Genomic DNA, 17,729 nt, shown 5'->3' with positions numbered 1-17,729 from the left:
ATCTTCCCTTGGCTTCCAGTCAGTTCAACATGAGAGCGATGATGCAAACACCCGCTGTGTCACGTCTGTCATCTGACGCGATAGCCGCTTCCGACGCAGAGCCGGTCGTCGTCGACCAGGCTGGTGCGATCTGCATTCGCAAGGAAAGCGGCGGGGACCGGTTCGAGGTGCTGCTCATTTGCGGCCGCACCACCGGGCTCTGGGGCATTCCCAAGGGGCACCTGGAGTATGGTGAAGACACCCCTGGCGCTGCCGTCCGGGAAGCGTTCGAAGAGGCCGGTGTTATCGGAACGGCGTTAAACGACGAAATCGGCGGCTACACCTACAGCAAGGTCGGCAAGACCGCCGTCTATCACGTCCAGGTTCACCTGATCGCCGTTGTGTCCATGGCGCCCGACTTTCCGGAAAAGGGCGCGCGCGCGATGCGCTGGGTGCCGGCATCCCTCGCGGCGTCGCTTGTCGGGCAGCCTGGCCTTAAAACGCTTCTCACCGAACGGCTGGGCGGGCTTGGAAACGATAGTCTCGCGAGTTGCGCCGATTAGTCACGTCCCTAAAGCCGGTCCCGCCTGCGACGCAGCTCGGCGGCGATCATGGCCTCGTCGCGCCGAAGACTGAGGTGTTGCGCGGCCGCCATGCCATCCTTCCACACCGACATTGCGCCGGCCTCCTTGCCCTCCAGCCAGAGCGATACGCCCGACCACAGCGCGAGTTGAGGCACGCCGATCGGAAAGGCTCGGGCATAACGTTTGAGTTCGCGTAGCGCTTGGGCCTCCCAGCGCGGCCATTCGTCGTAAGCGTGTGCGAGGCCGGCCTCGCGGCCCCGCAGGAAAACCTCGGCGGCGCCGGAGATGCCGACCAAAGTGCTGTGGGACGAAGGCCGGCGCATCAATTTGACCAGTTGCAAGGTTTCGGCGGCCGCCTGGACACTCTCCGCATGCCGCCCCGTGCGCGCGAGCGCCAGCGCCAGCGCACCCTTCGCCGAGATCTGCGCGGCCAGATCGACCGACCCGAGCATCGCTGAGCCGATCAGCCGGAGAATGTCGACGGCCTCGCGCGGCTGATCCGTGTGAAGCACGCACAACGCCTTGCACCGCAACGCCCAGATTTCCTGCTGGATATTGCCGGCATTCTGCGCGCGCGAGAGCAGGGCGGTCGCCGTTGGTTCGAGCGCGGCCTGCTCGCCACGGTAATAGAGCGACCAGAAGCGCATGCCCTGGGCATTGCACCACCGCAATTGGTCGCCGGCTCGAAGGCAGAACTGCTGGCCCTGTTCCAGCCTTGCGTCCACCCCCGCCCATTCTCCGCGCCCGAGCTGCCAGAGCGCGTCGAGATTGCAGACATGCGCATGGATCGCGGTGTCTGAAAGCTCGGTCGCGATCCGCTCCGCCCTTTCCATGAAATAGCGGCACCCGGAGCGCCAGCCCATCATCCCGAAGCCGCAGCCGAGCTGCGAGGCGGCGACGGCCATTTCGATCGTCCGTCCGGTCCGTTCGGCGCGCGCCACCGCGCCAACGAGATTGCACATTCCACGGGTGAAGCGCAGCTCGAAGTAGTCAACCAGCGCTGCCTGGTTCAGGCACCGCGCCATTTCCCTCTCCCAGGACAGCCGGTCCTCGCGGCGGGCGAGCTTCGCTGTTTCCGGCAGCATCTGCTGCGCCGCAAGCCGCAAGCTGCGCGCGGCAAGCCGTACCAGCGTCGCAGACGAAGAGACGGGAACCGGTTGGCCGGCCGCTTTCAGCGCATTCCTGACGGCAATGCCCTGCGCGTGAATGTCGCCGCGACTGTAGTGCGCTTCGGCAAGTTTGCGCCGCCAGCGAACCGCCTGCAGTCGCTGTTCGGGCGTCCAGTCCTGCGGCTTCGGCTCGTGCGCCATGCAAATGCCGAGAAAGAACTCGACCTCGCGGAAGGCGCCGACCTGCAAAGCCCTCGCGGCCGCCAGGTCCGCGTATTTCACGACCTTCTCCTTGTTGTCCGCCGCCTCGAAATGCTGAACGAGAACCGCTAGATCTCCACCCATTGCTTCAATGCGGCTGCGCTCCAGCCAGTGGGCGAGCGATGCGTGGAGGCGGCTGCGCAAGTCGCCCGGCATCGATCCGTAGACCACATCGCGCGTCTGGTCGTGACGGAATTCGTAGCTTCCGGCTTGGCCGAGCCGGCGCACCAGATGGGCATCGACCAGCCTTTCGACGGCGGAGCCGAGCCCTTCCGCATTCAGCTCTTCTTTCAGCAATGCCTCCAGCTCGGCAAAGGTGAACGAGCGTCCTATGACGGCCGCCGCTTTGATCACGTCCTGCGATGTCGAGTCGAGGCGATCCACTCGCTCTCGGATGACGCGCTCGACTCCCTCGAAATACTGGAGGTCCTCAAGGGGGCGGATCGAGCGCCAGAGGCCATCGCGCACGGCGATCAAGCCTTCGCTCTTCAGCGTCAGCGCGATCTCCTCGGCAAAGAAGGGATTGCCTCCGGCAAGGGCGGCGACCCTGCGCGCGAGTTCCTGTTGTGGCGGAACCTCGCCAAGAGTGCGCGAAACGAGTTCGCAAACAGTGCCGTCGTCGAGCTCTTCGAGTTCGAGGATGCGGTAGCGCCGTGCCGGCTCCTCTGTCTCGGTCCCGGCTTCGCCTGCCGCCTCGACCCGTCGTCGCAATTGCTTCAGATCCTCGGGCACCTCTTCGGAGCGCACGCAGAGCACGAGCAGCAGCGAAGGCACAGAACCGAGCACCCATTCGACCAGCCGCCAGGAGGCGGAATCCAGCCACTGGCTGTCTTCGAGTACGAGGGCGAACGGCCGTGGCGCCAAGACGCCGAGGATATCGCCGAGGAGGCGCATGGTCGCATCGGCGCGGTGGGCACCTTCCAGGTGGCGCGTTCCCTCGTTCTGCTCGATCTCGATCGCCAGCAGGTCGTTAAGAAGGGGCAGGCGGTCTGCGATCCACGGCGCCGTGCGGATGCGCGCGGTAATGCTTTCGAGCAGGACGAGGCCATCGCTTTCGGCGGGCAATCCCAAAAGCCTTTCAAGAACGCGTCGCCAGGCCAGAAGCGAGCTTCGCCGGTCGTCCCGTTCGGCGAGCGTCACGGCAATCGCCACTCCCGCGGCGTGAAGATTGTCGGTAAAGGTGGCAGCCAGCCTGCTCTTGCCGATGCCGGGTTCGCCCAGGATGACGACAAGACGGCTCGAACCGCCGCGCGTTTCTTCGAAAGCATGCTGCAGGAAAGCGAGTTCCCGCTCTCGGCCAATCAGCGTTGCCGCAGACAGGGCCCGCGACTTCGGCTCAAGAGGACGAAAGACCGGCGCCACGTCGCCAAGTCCCGCCAGCTGGACGGTTCCGCGTTGCTCGAAATCGAAGGACGCCCGGCTTGCCCTTTCGGTCGGCGCATCGCACAGCACATCATTGGAGACGGTCGTGACGAGGCGCGCGGCGCGATTGACCGGCGTGCCGAGAACCATCAGCTGTCGGCGGCGCGTGCTGCCGACGACTCGAAACAGGGCTTCGCCCGTCGCCACGCCGACCGAGACGGCAAGCCCCATCTCCGTGATATGGCGACCGATGGCGCGGGCGGCATCCACGGCGCGGGCCGGGTCGTCGCGGTGAAACGTCCCGCGTGTCCCGAAAGCGCAGAGGTAAACGAGCCCCTTGTCGTCGAAGAGGAGTTCGCCCGGAGGACCGCCGTAGCGGTGCGAAATCGCCTGAAGCGTTGCGCAGAGGTTCTGGTGTCGGACGAGCGCTTGGGCATCTTGGTGTTGCAGACCGATTATCCGGACGAAAATGACGGACACTGGTCTGATCTCCGCAAGCGTGTCCAGCCGTGCATCGCGATGGACATTGCCTTCGGCTAAGGCGTTGGGGGATGCGGGCTCGATGCCCATCATCGTCGGCGAGGGGCCAAGCAACTCCTGAAGCTGCATCGGCAGGAATGCGACGAGCCATTCGTGCGCGATGTGCGGATGCGCCGGAGCGGCGACGGGCGCGCGCGCATTTGCCTCGCCATTGGTCAGGGCATTTGCCGCCTCTGGTGACAGAACGACTTCCCAGCGATGGGCAAGTGTCTGCGCACTTGCGGCCTGAACGACGGCATCCCCCCCAGCCACAAGGTTCCAGACCGGCTGGCCGCCGATGGCGGCCGCCCAGAGCTGCCCGGCGCCGATGCCGATATGTAGGGTAGGTCCGATTTCGCCTGCACCCGGATTTCGCTGCTCGCGGCTCTCCTTGCAGATCGCTTCGGCGCACTCGGCCGCACTCTTGACCGCGCGCGCCAGACCCGTTTCGTCGGCGGGCCAATAGGCCAGAAGCGAGTCACCCGCAAAGAGGAGGACTTCGCCGCCCCGGTCGCAGACATGGTCGGCGCAGCGCGCGTAGGAAATACCGAGCAGCTTCGGGATCTGCACCAGCCCTTCCTTGCCGCGCCGCGCCAGTTGCTCGACGAGGGCCGTATAGCGCGAGACGTCGACAAAGATCACGGCGGCCGGAAACTCTACCGCCGACGGCCGCTCTCCGTGAGAGCCGTGAAGCCGGCCAAGCAAGTTCAGCGGCAAAAAGCCTTCGAGCGATTTTGCGATCGTCTCCATGTTTCCTTCGCGCGGTGATTGATCACGAAATGCGCGAAACAGGGGCCATCTTCGCGCAGAAGTGCATTTATCCCTCGCCGATTTGCTGACTCTCGCATATTATTTAGCAATCGCTAAGAGGGCTAGCCGACTTCGATCGATCGGCTTTGGCGGAAACCGCACACGTTTCGGATTTTTGCATTCTTCCCGGATGTCGATGCCCCCTGTTGGGGATCACCGAAAGACATGAGCCATCGCGGCTCGCACACCGAGTTCAGGCGTCAGACGCATCTTATGGAGAGCGTTATGTCCGATTGGAGCTACGGATACCTGCACCGGGCCCGAGACCGACGTCCCGGAGGCGACCATGGCCAGCATTGACTTCGACAACACCTCGCATACCGCGTGGATTTCCCAGGGTTTCGAAAGGCTGGTCGACCGGGTTCGGAAGACGCCGGCGGCGCTCCACTTTGATGTTCTGGTCGTCGGCAGTGGCTATGGCGGCGCAATCGCTGCCGCCACCATGGCCGGCCGCACGAAGGGAGGCGCTCCGATCAAGGTCGGGGTGCTCGAGCGGGGCAAGGAGTATCTGCCGGGCGCGTTTCCAACAGGTCTTGCCGAACTGCCTCGCCATATCCGCCGCGATCGCAACAAGGAAGGGCTGGTCGACGTGCGGATCGGCCCGGAGGTCGTCACGGTGGTCGCAAACGGCGTCGGCGGCGGTTCGCTGATCAATGCCGGCGTCATGGAAGTTCCCGACGAGAGCGTGTTTCACACGCGCTGGCCCGACGACCTCAAGGACCTGACGACCTGGCGGCAGTATTATGATCGTGCGGGCGAGCTTCTGGGCGGCACCGCAAACGGCGTCCCGAACAGCATCTCGAAACATCCCGACGGCATTCCCCAGAAACACAAGTCCTTCCGCAGCATCGCGTCGACGGGTTTTCGCGAGGCAGCGATTACGGTCGCGATGACCGACACGGTGAGCTCGGGAAATGTCAGGCTCAATAAATGCGTGCGCTGCGGCGACTGCGCGACGGGCTGCAATTTCGGCGCAAAGAACTCGCTCGACGTCAACCTGCTCGTGACGGCGCTGCGCAACGAGGCAGAGATCTTCAGCGGCGCGACCGTGCTCAGCGTCAAGCCGGACGGCGGCAACTGGATCGTCGATTGCGTCTACACCGACGCGGCCCTGCGCGCACGCGACGGCGACGTGCTGCAGGTGCGCGCAGGCAAGGTCGTGCTGGCGGCGGGCACGCTCGGCTCGTTCGAAATCCTGAAGCGCTCACAGGCCAAAGGCCTCAGCCTCTCCGTGCATTTCGGCAACCATTGCTCGACCAATGGCGACATGCTGGTGACCGATTATGCCACGTCAAATCCGGTCAATACCGTCTCGGACGAGGCCGTGCAGCCCTCCAAGCGTGCGATCGGACCCACCATCACCGGCGTGCTCGATCTTCGAAAAACGGCAGGTGTTCTGATCGAGGAACTCTCCGTTCCAGCTGGCTTGCGCCTCGCCTTCACCGAGATCTTTGCAACGCTCAACACGCTTCACGGGCTCGACCGGTTCGACTGGTCGACGCATACGCGGGGCTTTCCGGACGACGACGCCTATGTGGCGCCGACCGGCAGGATCGAACATTCCGCCGTCTATGCCGTCATGGCCGATGACGGCGCCGCCGGGCGTATGGAACTGGATGAAACGGCTTCCGACAGCGATGACGGCACGGCGCGGATGCGCTGGGACGATCTGCCGTCCCTGCCGATCTTCGACACCGAGGTTGAGGCGCTGGCACGGCTGGCGAAGAATACGGGCGGGCGCGTCATCGCCAATCCCGTCTGGAAGCTCCTGCCGGCCAGCCTGAACTGGCTGCTGCAAAACAAGCGCGGTCCGCTCACGACCGTGCATCCGCTCGGTGGCTGCGTGATGGGCAACACCGGCGCGACGGGCGTCGTCGATCATTTGGGGCGTGTTTTCAAATCGGAGCTTCCGAACGACTTCCATAATGGCCTCGTGGTCCTCGACGGCTCGATTATCCCGACGGCGCTTGGCACCAATCCGGCGCTCACCATAGCGGCAGTGGCCCTGCGCGCCTCGGAGACACTCGCGGCCGCGTGGAATTATGTCGCCCCAGCCCCTGCTGCGCCCGGCCTAGCTTTGGCCCGCCCGGTGTTTCGTGAAACCGATGCCGCTGCATCTGCCCCTGATACCGATGCCGAGATCATCGAGCGCCTTGCCGGCCGGGTCAGGTTTTCAGCGCCCGGGACGGCCTCTGAAACGCGAGTTGTCGAGCTCACACTGCGTTTCGAGCCGAAGGCGCTGGCCGATTTGGCGCCAAGCAATGGTGGCGATGGAACCCTTGAGGTCGCGACCGACGCCTCCGTGCCGTTGGCCCGTAGCATGATCCGAATTTTTCCGGCGGATCAGTGGGACAATCTCCATCAGACATGGGCGCCCGCTGGTCTGAAGGAGCAGAAGCTCCAGGCGATCGCCGTCTTTACGGCGCCCCTGACCGGCAGCCTGCGGGTCCTCGAGCGCCAGTCGACGTGGGTCGGCGGCAGGATTTGGCGTGCCGGCAAGGCATGGGTGCTCAACCGAGGCCTGCGCGACAGCTATCAGGCGATCGTCGACGGCGACGGTGGGCCCGGCTTCTTTGAGCGTGTTCGCTCAGGTCTTGCCATCGCCAGCCGGTCCGGCGAGATCCGCGCCTTCGTCTATGATCTGAAGGTCGGCGCGCCGGACCCGATCACCGGTGGCATCTCGCTTGCGGGCGATCGTATCGTCGGCATCAAGCGCTTCACCTATGATCGGCGTTCCAATCCATGGCGTCAGCTCATGGAAGTCGCGCTGGAGCAATTTCCGGGGTTGGAGGCAGCGTCCGGCGGGCGCGTGCTGACGCTCGACCTCGACTATCTCGCCCGCATCGGCGTGCCGCTCGTGCGCATCACGGAACAGCGCGACGGCGTCGCCGCGATCGGAGCGCTCCTGACTTTCCTCGGGTATTTTCTCCGGCTGCTTTTGGGAATGCATATCTGGAGTTTCCGTGCACCCGATAAAGACAAGGACCCGGCAAACGACGCGGTGGATTTCCGCCCGCCGGCGCAGTTGAAGATCAAGGGCGGCGGCACGGTCGCGGCGCAACGACAGACGCTCGTCGTCGGAACGAGCAAGCCTCAACTCGGCGGCCCGCCGGTTGTCGGGAAAGTACTGCTAACCCGCTATCCCTATCCGGGCACGACGAAGCGGCCGCTGGTGATGATCCACGGATACAGCGCCGGCGGGACGACCTTTGCCCACCACGCCGTCAATCCCAACTTCGCCAGCCATTTCTGGAAGACGGGGCGTGATGTCTGGATCGCCGACCTCAGAACCAGCCCGGCGCACCCGACCGCAAGTGCGGCCTGGAGCTTCGACGAAATCGGCAAGGAAGACGTGCCCTTGGTGTTGCGGACGATCGCCACACAGACCGGTGTGCCGAAACTCGACGTCATCGCCCATTGCATGGGCACGATGGTTTTCAGCATCGCCACACTGGAGGGTAAGATCCAGGACCTCGTCGACCGGGTGGCCTTCACGCAGGTCGGTCCGCTGGTGGTCTTTACGCCTGCCAACATCTTCCGCGCCTATGCGGTGCGTTACCTTCTCGGCTTCCTGCCCGACAGCTACAGCTTCAATCCGGATAAGCCGACGCTCGCCGATGACCTTTGGGACCGCGTGCTTTCGACGCTTCCTTACCCGGTCGAGGAGTTCGACGTGGAAAATCCGATCTGGCCATGGAAGCGGACGCCGTGGACAAGAACCCGGCACCGGATGGACGCGCTCTATGGACGCGACTTCAACGTCGCCAACATGGAGCCTGAAATGCTGCGCTTCATCAACGAGCATTTCGGCGCGCTCAGCCTTAATACGGTTTCCACGACGGTGCATTTCGTGCGTAATGCCATGCTCACCGACTTCCGGGGGCAAAACCGACTGGTGTCACGAGAAGTCCTGCAGGATAAGTGGAAGTTCCCCACCTTTAGCGTCCATGGATCGGGCAACGGTCTCACGGATCCTGCCACCGTCGACCGCATGCGCCGCGTCTTCGACGATGCAGGTCGTGTCTACCTGGAACCCTATCTCAACCCTGGCGCCGGTCACCAGGACGCCCTTATCGGGACGACCCGGCATGCGACCTTGCAGAAAATCGAAGCTTTCCTCGACCAGAACATCCAACGCCAGCCTGTGGCCGCAGACACCGAGATGACGGCCTACCCGCCCTGGATCGGGCCGATCATTACCGAGGAGAACGGCGAGCTGACCATTCGCCTTGGCACGCTGCCGTCGATCCGCCAGACCGAGGGCGTGATCATGCTGCGCGTGCTGGTAAACGGCGACGACATCCAGCGTCCGGATGGCCAGCCCTGGGATCTGCCTTACATCGTCAGCCACATGATGGTCTACTGGTCCCCGGCGTTGCGCGACAACCACTGGGATGCGTTCAAGGCGCCGCTCCCGACATCAATGCCGGGGTATGATCCGAACTTCCCGGGAAACGCGTTGCTCGTCTTGCTTGCCTACGCGGAAGACAAGCTTCTGCCGCCGTTCATTGAGGAGACATACTACGCGCTCGCCAAGAATGGCGTCGTCTATCGGGCGCTGCTTCGCGAGTCGAACGAGAACCCGGAGAGGGTGCTGGAGGTACTTCCCTATCAGCGTTTCGAGCGGATCTCGCAGGCCGCCTCGCGGATGATGGATGCGCCGCAGCCCGACATCAATCCGGGCAAGGCTGTGAAATTTTCGCCGAACCGCCTCGTCTACAAGGACACGACCCCGACGACCAACCTGACGGTCGGCGCCGCTCCGCAGACGGCGACGCCTGCAAGTTCCTCGATGAACCTCAACTTCCTTATGGGAGCGTCGGTTCTGGAAAATCTGGTCGAGCAGGACCGGGCAATGATGGACGGCGTTATCCCCTACGATTCCCCGCTCGCTCCTCCTGTTCAGCCTTCGCCCGCCGGCACCAGCTTCATCCTGGCTTCGTGCCAGTACCCGGCCGGGTTCATCGACAGGAAGGTTGCCTATCGCTCCTATGCCGAGGTCGCTGACAGAATAGGGGCGGGGGTGGGTATCCAGCCGAAGTTCGCGCTCCTCGTCGGCGATCAGGTCTATGTGGATCCGACCGCAGGGCTCTACGATCCGGCCGCGAGCGATGACAGGTATCGCCTCCCTTACGAAGCTTGGTTGCAGGAACGCAGCGTGCGCGAGGTCCTGCGCCGCATACCGTCGTTCATGCTGCTCGACGACCATGAGATCGACGACAACTGGGAGCCGCTTGCCTCTCCGAACGATATCGATACGAATGCCAAGCTGAAGAAGGAGGGCTTCGCGGCCTTCGAGAAATACCAGCGTGGAGTGGATCCCAAGCTGAAGACGTTCGACTACGAGGGCTTCCATTTCTTCCTGCTCGACACGCGCAGCGAAAGGACGCACCGCAAGATCGGCGCCGGGCTTGCCAATGCGACCCTGTTCAAGACGGGCGTCGGCGAGACGATGAGCGACCTGGAGACGTGGCTTTTAAAAAATGGCCCGAAGTTCATAGCGTCGCCATCGATGTTTCTCCCGCGTCATCGCCGGGCGATCCAGCGCGATGCCAGCCTCAGCCCGGACAACCTGAGTGCGCTACGTTCCGATGGCTGGGATGGCTATCCGAACAGTCTGCGTGATGTTCTCGGCGCCATCGCCGCCGGAAAGATCAAGCATGTCGTGCTCCTCTCCGGTGATGAACACCGGGGCTGCATTGCAACGGCGCTTCTGACGGAAATGGACGGCACGCCGATCACGACCGTGCATTCGATCCACACCGCGGCAATGTATGCGCCTTATCCTTTTGCAAACGGGATCGACGAGGATATCGTCGAGCAGGAGACGTTCGAGTTCGACTACAAGGCCAAGCGCTATCACTGCATCGTCGACGCGACCCGGCCGGCTCCCGGCGACGGTGCGACTTTTCTCCACGTCCGGCAGGATGGCGCCGATTGGAAGCTCGACTGCGAATATGCGGGGACTGTGCAGACGCTCACGCTCTGATCCCATCTCCTGGCGCGTTACTGGTTCAAATCCTTACGGGAAGGCTCGAGCGGGCCCGTTCACGAGGACGTGTCCGGGTGATCCGCCATGCCGTTTTGTCGCCCGATGCCGTCGCTTGACAGTCGGTTCAAAATAAACTTAACATGTTAATGGATTGAAGCTTTCCGATGAGGAGCAAAGGGAAGTTTCAAGCGACCGGGGAGATCTGCCCGCCGGATAACCTTCATGGGCCGTGAAGGATCAGGTGCGTGCATGCGATGTTCGCCGCGCGTGAATGTGGGGTCGACAGGGAGGAACCTATGAAACTGAGCAGACGGAATTTGATGAAGACCGGCGGCGCTCTGCTTGCAGCGCCCTTCGTTCTGAAAATGGGTGCGGCGCGCGCCCAGGAAACAGTCACGCTGAAGCTGCACCATTTCCTGCCGCCGGCATCCAACGTTCATCAGCGGCTGTTGACGCCATGGGCGAAATTGCTGGCAGAACAAAGCGGCGGTGGGCTGAAGGTCGACATCTTCCCGGCCATGCAACTCGGCGGAAAGCCGCCGCAGCTCTACGATCAGGCGTCGAACGGCGTCGTCGATATCGTCTGGACCTTGCCCGGCAACACTCCCGGACGTTTCCCGTCCACGGAAGTGTTCGAACTGCCATTCGTCGCCGCCAAGGAGGCGACCGTCAACGCGCAAGCCTGCCAGGAATATGGCCAGACGCACGTACTGAAGGAAACTGGCGATACCCAGCTCTTGTGCTTCTGGGCGCATGATCAGGGCCTGATCCACACCAATAAGGAAGTGAAGGCCGGAGCGGACCTCGCCGGGCTGAAGCTTCGCAATCCGACGCGCCTTGCCGGTGAGGCGCTGGCGGCACTGGGGGCGACGCCGGTCGGCATGCCCATTCCGCAGGTGCCCGAAGCACTGGCCCAGCGGTCGATCGACGGCTGCGTGCTCCCGTGGGAAGTGGTTCCCTCGATCAAGGTGAACGAGCTCACCAAGTTCCATACCGAAATCCCCGGCTCGCCGACGCTCTATACCGCAACCTTCTTCCTGGCGATGAACAAGGGCAAGTACGACGGGTTGCCGGCCGACCTCAAGGACGTGCTGGACGCCAACAGCGGCATGGCGTTCGCCAAGAAGGCCGGCGAGATGTGGGACAGCGTCGGTGCCGAAGTGCGCGCGGCAATCGAGACATCAGGAGAAGGAACAATCAGCACGATCAGCGAGGACGAAAAGGCGAAGTGGGTGGAGGCAACCAGGCCCGTCCACGACAAGTGGATCGAGGACATGAAGGCCAAGGACCTCGACGGCAAGGCGCTGATCGCCACGGCGCAGGCGCTTGTGCAGAAATATTCGGGCGCCTGAGCGCACTGCCGGCCGTACTCGCCTGAACGTGGCGCCTGAACGCGCCGCTGCATGAACCAACAGCTCGAGGCCTCAACAATGGAAGACGTAGGATACGAGGACGCGGTGAGGGTGCCGCGCCGCAGGGAGGTCGAACGCCTCGCGGCCGGTTTGGCACTGATCGGCGGCACGCTTCTTTGCCTTGCGGCGGGATTGGTCACCGTCAGCGTGCTGGGCCGATGGCTGTTCAATCGGCCGGTGCCGGCCGACTACGAGCTGGTGGAGGTGGCGGTCGGCGTCGCCGCCTTCTCCTTTCTCGCATACACACAGGCCCGCAACGGCCATATTGCCGTCGATACCTTCACGTTGGCTCTCCCCGCACGCGTCACGCGGGTCATCGACGGCCTGTGGGACCTGCTTTTGGCCGGCTGCCTGGCGTTTTTTGCCTGGGGTCTGTTTATCGGTGGCCTGGAGGCGAGGGGATACGGGACGACGCTGATCCAGCTGCCCTGGCCGATCTGGCCAGTCTATCTGACCTGTGCGGCGCTGGCGGCGCTCGCAGCCGTCATCGGAGTTTCCGTTTCCCTCTTGAAAATCGGAGGCGGCCGATGAGCGGTTTTGCCATTGCCTTCGTCGGATTCGCAGCCATGCTGCTCTTGATCGCCATCCGGATGCCGATCGCCCTTGCCATGCTTGCGGTGGGCGCTGCCGGTTATGCCTATCTCTCTGGCCCGCATGCGCTGGTCTACTATCTGCAGACCAACACCTACAGCCAGTTTGCCAGCTACACGCTTTCGGTCATACCGCTCTTCATCCTGATGGGCGCGCTTGCCGAGCAATCGGGCATCGCCGCAACGCTCTTTCGCGTCGCCGAGCGAGGCTTCGGACGGTTCAAGGGCGGAATGCCAATGGCGGTCATCGCCGCCTGCACCGGATTCGGCGCGATCTGCGGCTCGTCGGTCGCAACCACGGCGACCTTCGGGCGTGCGGCCCTGCCGGAACTGCGCCGGGCGCGCGTCGATGTCGGTCTTGGCACCGGGACGATTGCCGCTGGTGGCACGCTCGGCATCCTCATTCCCCCATCCGTCATTCTGGTGATCTATGCGATCACCGCCGAGCAGAACATCGCCAAGCTGTTTCAGGCCGCCCTGGTGCCGGGGCTGCTGGCGGCCGCCTTCTATCTGATCGCGATCGCCGTCGTCGTCCGGCGCAAACCCGATCTCGCGCCGCCGGTCACGGCGACCGAGGCGGTTCGAACCCCCCGTCCTTTCTGGGCGAGGCCCCTAGGGCTGATCATCTTTGCCGGTGGCGCGATCGGCTGGCTGCTCGGCTCGCTCGGGACGGTAGGGGGCGTATTGCTGGCGATATTCGGCCTGCTGCTGCTGGCTGCGGACTTTGCGATCGTGCCCGCGGCGGCGGTTGCCGTCACGGTGGTCGGCGGCATCTATGGCGAAGTGTTCACACCGACGGAAGGTGCCGCGGTGGGTGCCGCCGTAACGCTGCTGGTGGGGCTGCTGCAACGGACCCTGAGCCTTGGCGCCCTGAAAAACGCGCTGCTGCAGACGGCTGAAACGAGCGGGATGATCTTCCTGATCCTGCTCGGCGCCGAGGTCTTTGGCGCGTTTCTGGCGCTAACGCAGATGCCGGCGACGCTGGCTTCAATGGTCGGACAGTCGGGGCTGCCGCCCTATGTCGTCATTTGCGGAATGCTCGTCACCTATTTGGTGCTCGGCGCCGTCATGGACGAGTTGGCGATGATCCTGCTGACGTTGCCGGTCTTCATTCCGATCATCCTGACGCTGGACTTGGGCATGCCGACCGAGGACGTTGCCATCTGGTTCGGCATTCTCGTGCTCATCGTCGTCGGCATCGGCCTTTCCGCCCCGCCGATCGGCCTCAACGTCTTCATCATCAACAAGCTGGCGACCGACGTTCCGATCGTTGAGACCTATCGTGGCGTGATGCCATTCGTGATCGCCGACCTCATCAGGCTGGTGATCATCACGCTGTCACCCGGCGTCGCTCTGGCGCTCGTCCGGTTGTTGAATTGAGAAGAAGCTGGCAGGGCGCGACCTCCGCCTTGGACGTCGCGCTCACAGATCCTTCCAGCTATGGAACATGGCGGCCTGGCCGGCATGTTCGCCGTTGGCGCGCACCAACTGCCACACGATGGCGTTCTCGATCCAGAAACGGCGTCCGGATTTTGCGATCCGAAGCCCACGATAGCTGTCGATGAAGCCCTTGGTGGAGACACTGTCTAAAAGACGCTGCCGTTCCTCACGGTTCGGCGCCTCGGCCGAGAGGCGCGACGGCATGCCGATGAACTCCTGCCAACTGTAGCCGAAGCAGGCCTGGGCGGTTTTGTTCGCGTAGAAGAAACGCGGGTCGTCCGACCGGTCGTGCGCCAAAAGCGCAAAGGGTGCGTTCTCGTAAAGCCAGCGGCCGTCGAACGGATGGTCGACCAGCTCCTTGCCGATCACCTTGCGGAAACTTGCAACGATCAGGGCGAAGGCGTCATCGGCATCATATTCGGTTGTCATCGCCCTTCGACTCCATGGCCCAGGGTAGGGGCGTCAGGCGTTCAAGGACGGAATGAACTTCCCGTCATAACGCACGCGGAAATTCCGGCGTTGCGCATCTTCCTGGAAGCAGACGAACACCAGCTCGAGGTCATTTGCGCTGCTGCGCCTTCCAAGCAGGCTGAGCGTGATCACGACCACGCCGCCATAGGTGCGGGTCAGGGCGATCGCTGCCCTTCGAATTTCGTTGGTGCCGGCGTCGTCCCGCTCTTCGCGGCGCTCATAGACCTGCCAGAAGGGCGAAGCTTCCCAGGCCGCGCGCAGCGCCTCGGTGATCTGGTCCTTGAACTCCTCGACGGATCTGCCCTTGCTCCACGAGACGGTCTTTTCGGTGTAGTCGGCAAAAATGTCGAGATAGCCGTCATAGTCGTTCGCATCGGAGAAACAACGCTCGATCATCCCGAGCGCCATTTCATCGGAAATTCCTGCCTTGAAGTATATCGTCATCGAATCGCCAACCCTGCCTTGAACGCCTATCTAGTCAAAGCGCCAAGGATGTATCTAGTCCCCGATTGTCATAATGCTGCGGCCGAGAGGTTCCCCGCGTAAGGCGATCGGCTCTGGTGTTAAAGATCACCATTCATGCCAGTTTTTGCCGAATGCGCTATTCTGCCACCCATGAACACCATGAACATTTCCCTCCCGGACTCTCTCAAAAGCTTCGTCGACGAGCAGGTCGCCCGGCGAGGCTATGGTACGAGCAGCGAGTCTATCCGGGAGTTGATCCGCCGGGATCAGGACTGGCTCAATCTGCGTCGGCTATTGCTCGATGGTGCCTCTTCCGCACAAGCCGACCCGACCGACGCTGGCTACTTCGCCGATTTGCGTGACCGGGTTCGTGGTCGATCGGCCAAGTGAGCAACAAGCCGGTCATTTCGCGTCAACCGGCCAGCAGCGACGTCGAGGCGGCGATCGAGTGTTATGCAACGTAGGCTGGGGCTGACGTCGCTCACGCTTTTGGCGACGCGTTTCAGGCTGCCTATGCGTTGATTGTTGCGCGTCCGGAATCCGGTTCGTTGCGCTTTGCCTACGAACTGGCGCTCCCTCATTGGCGAAGTGTCGGTCTGAAGAGGTACCCATACCTCGTGTTCTATCGTCAACGGGCCGACCATATCGACGTGTGGCGCGTGCTGAATAAGCCCTGACTGTAAGCTATTGGTTGCCTTGGGAAAGCTGAGGCAAAAACTCCGCGAAACTGAGCGGAAACGAGACGAAATTTCTAAGGCTTGGCACAACCAGGGTCCGCGTTCCCTCGCGCTCCCACACGCCTGCCGATAGGTTCTGGGTCAGCATCAACACCGGAGAACCGCATGAAACGCCTCCTCATTCTCGGCGCCACCCTTGTCGCGCACTTTGTGACCCCTGCGCTGGCACAGGAGCCGACGAAGCTTCTCAACGCCTCCTACGACGTTTCCCGCGAGCTCTTCGTTGCCGAGAACGAGGCCTTCATCAAGCAGCATCCGGGCGTGACCATCGACCAGTCGCATGCCGGCACGTCGAAGCAGGCCCGCTCGATCCTCGAAGGCCTGGAAGCCGACGTCGTCACCTTCAACCAGACCACCGATATCGAGTTCCTGGCCAAGAACGGCTTTGTCTCCAAGGATTGGGCGAAGGCGTTCCCGAACAATGCCTCGCCTTTCTATTCCTTCCCGTCCTTCCTGGTGCGCAAGGGCAACCCGAAGAACATCAAGGACTGGTCCGATCTCGCCCGTGACGATGTTCACGCTGTCTTCCCCAATCCGAAAACGTCGGGCAATGCGCGCTACACCTATCTGGCGGCCTATGCCTGGGCCAAGGAGGCCTATGAAGGCGACGAGGCGAAGATCGAAGCCTACATTACCAAGATCTTCGACAACGTTCCGGTGTTCGACACCGGCGGCCGCGCCTCGACAACCACCTTCGTCGAGCGCGAAACCGGCGACGTCCTGATCACCTTCGAGGCAGAGACCCGCAGCATCGCCAAGCAGTATGGCGCCGACAAGGTCGAGGCCGTCATCCCGTCGGTCAGCCTGCTCGCCGAGTTCCCAGTCGCGGTCGTCGACAAGGTCGCCGAGAAGCACGGCACTCAGGCGCTCGCCAAGACCTATCTCGATTTCCTCTATACCGAGGAAGGCCAGCGCATCGCCGCCGAGTTCGGCCACCGCGTCCGCAACGAAAAGGTTGCCGGGGAATTCAAGGAACAGTTCCCCGACATTCGCCTCGTCAATGTCGACGACGTCTTTGGCGGCTGGAGCGAGATCCAGGCAGAGCACTTCGCCTCCGACGGCATTCTGGACAAGCTCTACGGCAGCCGCTGATCGCTCTTTAAACTCGCATTCAGTCAGCCCGGCAGACGAACCGTCTGCCGGGTTTCACCATGACATGACAAGGAAATGAACGCTTGAGACGCAATGTCCTGCCCGGGTTACGCCTGTCGCTGGGGGTGACGCTGCTCTATGTGAGCCTGATCGTCGTTCTGCCGCTGGCAGCCCTCGTGTTCAAGGCCGCAAGCCTCGGCCCTCTCGACTACTGGCAGATCGTCTCGTCGCCGCGGGCACTCGCAAGCTATCGCGTCACCGTGACGGCCGCCCTTGGCGCGACGCTCTTCAATCTCTTCTTCGGCCTGGCGCTCGCCTGGGTGCTGGTGCGCTACCGCTTTCCGGGGCGCCGCATCGTCGATGCCATGGTCGACCTGCCGTTTGCCTTGCCGACGGCCGTTGCCGGCATTTCGCTGACCGCACTTTTCACGACCAACGGCGTGTTTGGCTCAATCATCGAAAACTACGGCATCAAGGTTGCCTATACGCCTATCGGCATCATGATCGCCATGTGCTTCACCTCGCTGCCCTTCATCGTGCGCACGGTGCAACCGGTACTGGAGGATCTCGATCCGGCGCTGGAGGAGGCAGCCCAGTCGCTTGGCGGCTCGGACCTCGCAATCTTCCGCAAGGTCATTCTGCCGCTGCTGACACCGGCGCTTCTCGCCGGCGTCTCTTTGTCCTTCGCCCGCTCGCTCGGCGAATTCGGCGCGATCATCTTCATCGCCGGCAACCAGCCGATGTCGACCGAGATCACCGCGCTGCTGATCTTCATCCGGCTTGAGGAATACGACTATCAGGCAGCGGCGGCGATCGCGTCTGTCCTGCTGCTCACGGCCTTCCTCATGCTCGCGGTAACCAACTGGCTGCAGGCGCGGGCGCTGCGCTACACGCGGAGGTCTTGAC

11 protein-coding genes and 1 pseudogene are annotated in these 17,729 nt (G+C 62.9%); 9 read left to right on the top strand and 3 right to left on the bottom strand.

Annotation, left to right across the window (positions count from 1 at the left end):
- Window positions 1-41 precede the first annotated feature (41 nt).
- Entirely contained in the window at window positions 42-542 is a 501-nt protein-coding gene (locus ASE71_RS27110) for an NUDIX hydrolase (RefSeq protein WP_060530503.1), read from the top strand.
- Between the two features lie 8 nt (window positions 543-550).
- On the opposite strand, the gene ASE71_RS27105 is transcribed toward ASE71_RS27110, so the two are convergent.
- Window positions 551-4,564 (bottom strand): AAA family ATPase, encoded by a 4,014-nt coding sequence (locus ASE71_RS27105; RefSeq protein WP_060520286.1) that lies wholly within the window; start codon window positions 4,562-4,564, stop codon window positions 551-553.
- A 346-nt stretch (window positions 4,565-4,910) separates the two neighbouring features.
- Between ASE71_RS27105 and ASE71_RS27100 the strand changes: the two genes are divergently transcribed.
- From ASE71_RS27100 to ASE71_RS27085, 4 genes are all read left to right on the top strand, one after another.
- Window positions 4,911-10,613, top strand: coding sequence for an alpha/beta fold hydrolase (locus ASE71_RS27100; RefSeq protein ID WP_060520285.1), 5,703 nt, complete (start codon window positions 4,911-4,913; stop codon window positions 10,611-10,613).
- Between the two features lie 299 nt (window positions 10,614-10,912).
- On the top strand, window positions 10,913-11,968 hold the full coding sequence (locus ASE71_RS27095; RefSeq protein WP_060520284.1) for a TRAP transporter substrate-binding protein: 1,056 nt from the start codon (window positions 10,913-10,915) through the stop codon (window positions 11,966-11,968).
- 51 nt (window positions 11,969-12,019) lie between these two features.
- Window positions 12,020-12,559: a TRAP transporter small permease gene (locus ASE71_RS27090; RefSeq protein WP_060539291.1), complete on the top strand. Its 540-nt coding sequence runs from the start codon at window positions 12,020-12,022 to the stop codon at window positions 12,557-12,559.
- On the top strand, window positions 12,556-13,998 hold the full coding sequence (locus ASE71_RS27085; protein WP_060520282.1) for a TRAP transporter large permease: 1,443 nt from the start codon (window positions 12,556-12,558) through the stop codon (window positions 13,996-13,998). The genes ASE71_RS27090 and ASE71_RS27085 overlap by 4 nt, the downstream gene beginning before the upstream one ends.
- A 42-nt stretch (window positions 13,999-14,040) precedes the next feature.
- Here the strand turns inward: ASE71_RS27085 and ASE71_RS27080 are convergent, their stop codons facing one another.
- Together ASE71_RS27080 and ASE71_RS27075 are read right to left on the bottom strand one after the other, a co-directional pair.
- Window positions 14,041-14,487 (bottom strand): MEKHLA domain-containing protein, encoded by a 447-nt coding sequence (locus tag ASE71_RS27080; protein ID WP_060520281.1) that lies wholly within the window; start codon window positions 14,485-14,487, stop codon window positions 14,041-14,043.
- 33 nt (window positions 14,488-14,520) lie between these two features.
- Window positions 14,521-14,973, bottom strand: a complete 453-nt coding sequence (locus ASE71_RS27075) for a hypothetical protein (protein ID WP_034798155.1) — start codon at window positions 14,971-14,973, stop codon at window positions 14,521-14,523.
- Between the two features lie 135 nt (window positions 14,974-15,108).
- Here ASE71_RS27075 and ASE71_RS27070 point away from each other — a divergent pair, with 135 nt between their 5' ends.
- The 4 genes and pseudogenes from ASE71_RS27070 (at window position 15,109) to cysT (ending at window position 17,728) form a co-directional block, all read left to right on the top strand.
- The gene (locus tag ASE71_RS27070) at window positions 15,109-15,384 is read left to right on the top strand and encodes a type II toxin-antitoxin system ParD family antitoxin (protein WP_060530497.1); all 276 of its coding nucleotides are present in this window, start codon (window positions 15,109-15,111) and stop codon (window positions 15,382-15,384) included.
- Window positions 15,381-15,671: pseudogene (locus ASE71_RS35275) on the top strand (type II toxin-antitoxin system RelE/ParE family toxin). Before ASE71_RS27070 ends, ASE71_RS35275 begins: the two are co-directional and overlap by 4 nt.
- A gap of 165 nt (window positions 15,672-15,836) precedes the next feature.
- Window positions 15,837-16,823: a thiosulfate ABC transporter substrate-binding protein CysP gene (gene cysP / locus ASE71_RS27065; protein WP_060520280.1), complete on the top strand. Its 987-nt coding sequence runs from the start codon at window positions 15,837-15,839 to the stop codon at window positions 16,821-16,823.
- Between the two features lie 83 nt (window positions 16,824-16,906).
- Window positions 16,907-17,728 (top strand): sulfate ABC transporter permease subunit CysT, encoded by an 822-nt coding sequence (gene cysT / locus ASE71_RS27060; protein ID WP_060520279.1) that lies wholly within the window; start codon window positions 16,907-16,909, stop codon window positions 17,726-17,728.
- Window position 17,729 lies beyond the last annotated feature (1 nt).

Origin of the sequence: Ensifer sp. Root954 (genome assembly GCF_001429005.1) — a bacterium.
Lineage (GTDB): Bacteria > Pseudomonadota > Alphaproteobacteria > Rhizobiales > Rhizobiaceae > Ensifer > Ensifer adhaerens.
Note: the sequence above shows the minus strand (reverse complement) of the source record. Positions and strands in the feature narration are given on the sequence as shown.

Bases quoted from the DNA above. Each gene is read 5' to 3' on its own strand.
- ASE71_RS27105 (WP_060520286.1), bottom strand. From the start codon at position 4,564: ATGGAGACGATCGCAAAATCGCTCGAAGGCTTTTTGCCGCTGAACTTG.
- ASE71_RS27085 (WP_060520282.1), top strand. From the start codon at position 12,556: ATGAGCGGTTTTGCCATTGCCTTCGTCGGATTCGCAGCCATGCTGCTC.
- ASE71_RS27075 (WP_034798155.1), bottom strand. From the start codon at position 14,973: ATGACGATATACTTCAAGGCAGGAATTTCCGATGAAATGGCGCTCGGG.
- ASE71_RS27080 (WP_060520281.1), bottom strand. From the start codon at position 14,487: ATGACAACCGAATATGATGCCGATGACGCCTTCGCCCTGATCGTTGCA.
- ASE71_RS27095 (WP_060520284.1), top strand. From the start codon at position 10,913: ATGAAACTGAGCAGACGGAATTTGATGAAGACCGGCGGCGCTCTGCTT.
- ASE71_RS27110 (WP_060530503.1), top strand. From the start codon at position 42: ATGCAAACACCCGCTGTGTCACGTCTGTCATCTGACGCGATAGCCGCT.
- ASE71_RS27070 (WP_060530497.1), top strand. From the start codon at position 15,109: ATGCCAGTTTTTGCCGAATGCGCTATTCTGCCACCCATGAACACCATG.
- ASE71_RS27100 (WP_060520285.1), top strand. From the start codon at position 4,911: ATGGCCAGCATTGACTTCGACAACACCTCGCATACCGCGTGGATTTCC.
- cysP (WP_060520280.1), top strand. From the start codon at position 15,837: ATGAAACGCCTCCTCATTCTCGGCGCCACCCTTGTCGCGCACTTTGTG.
- ASE71_RS27090 (WP_060539291.1), top strand. From the start codon at position 12,020: ATGAACCAACAGCTCGAGGCCTCAACAATGGAAGACGTAGGATACGAG.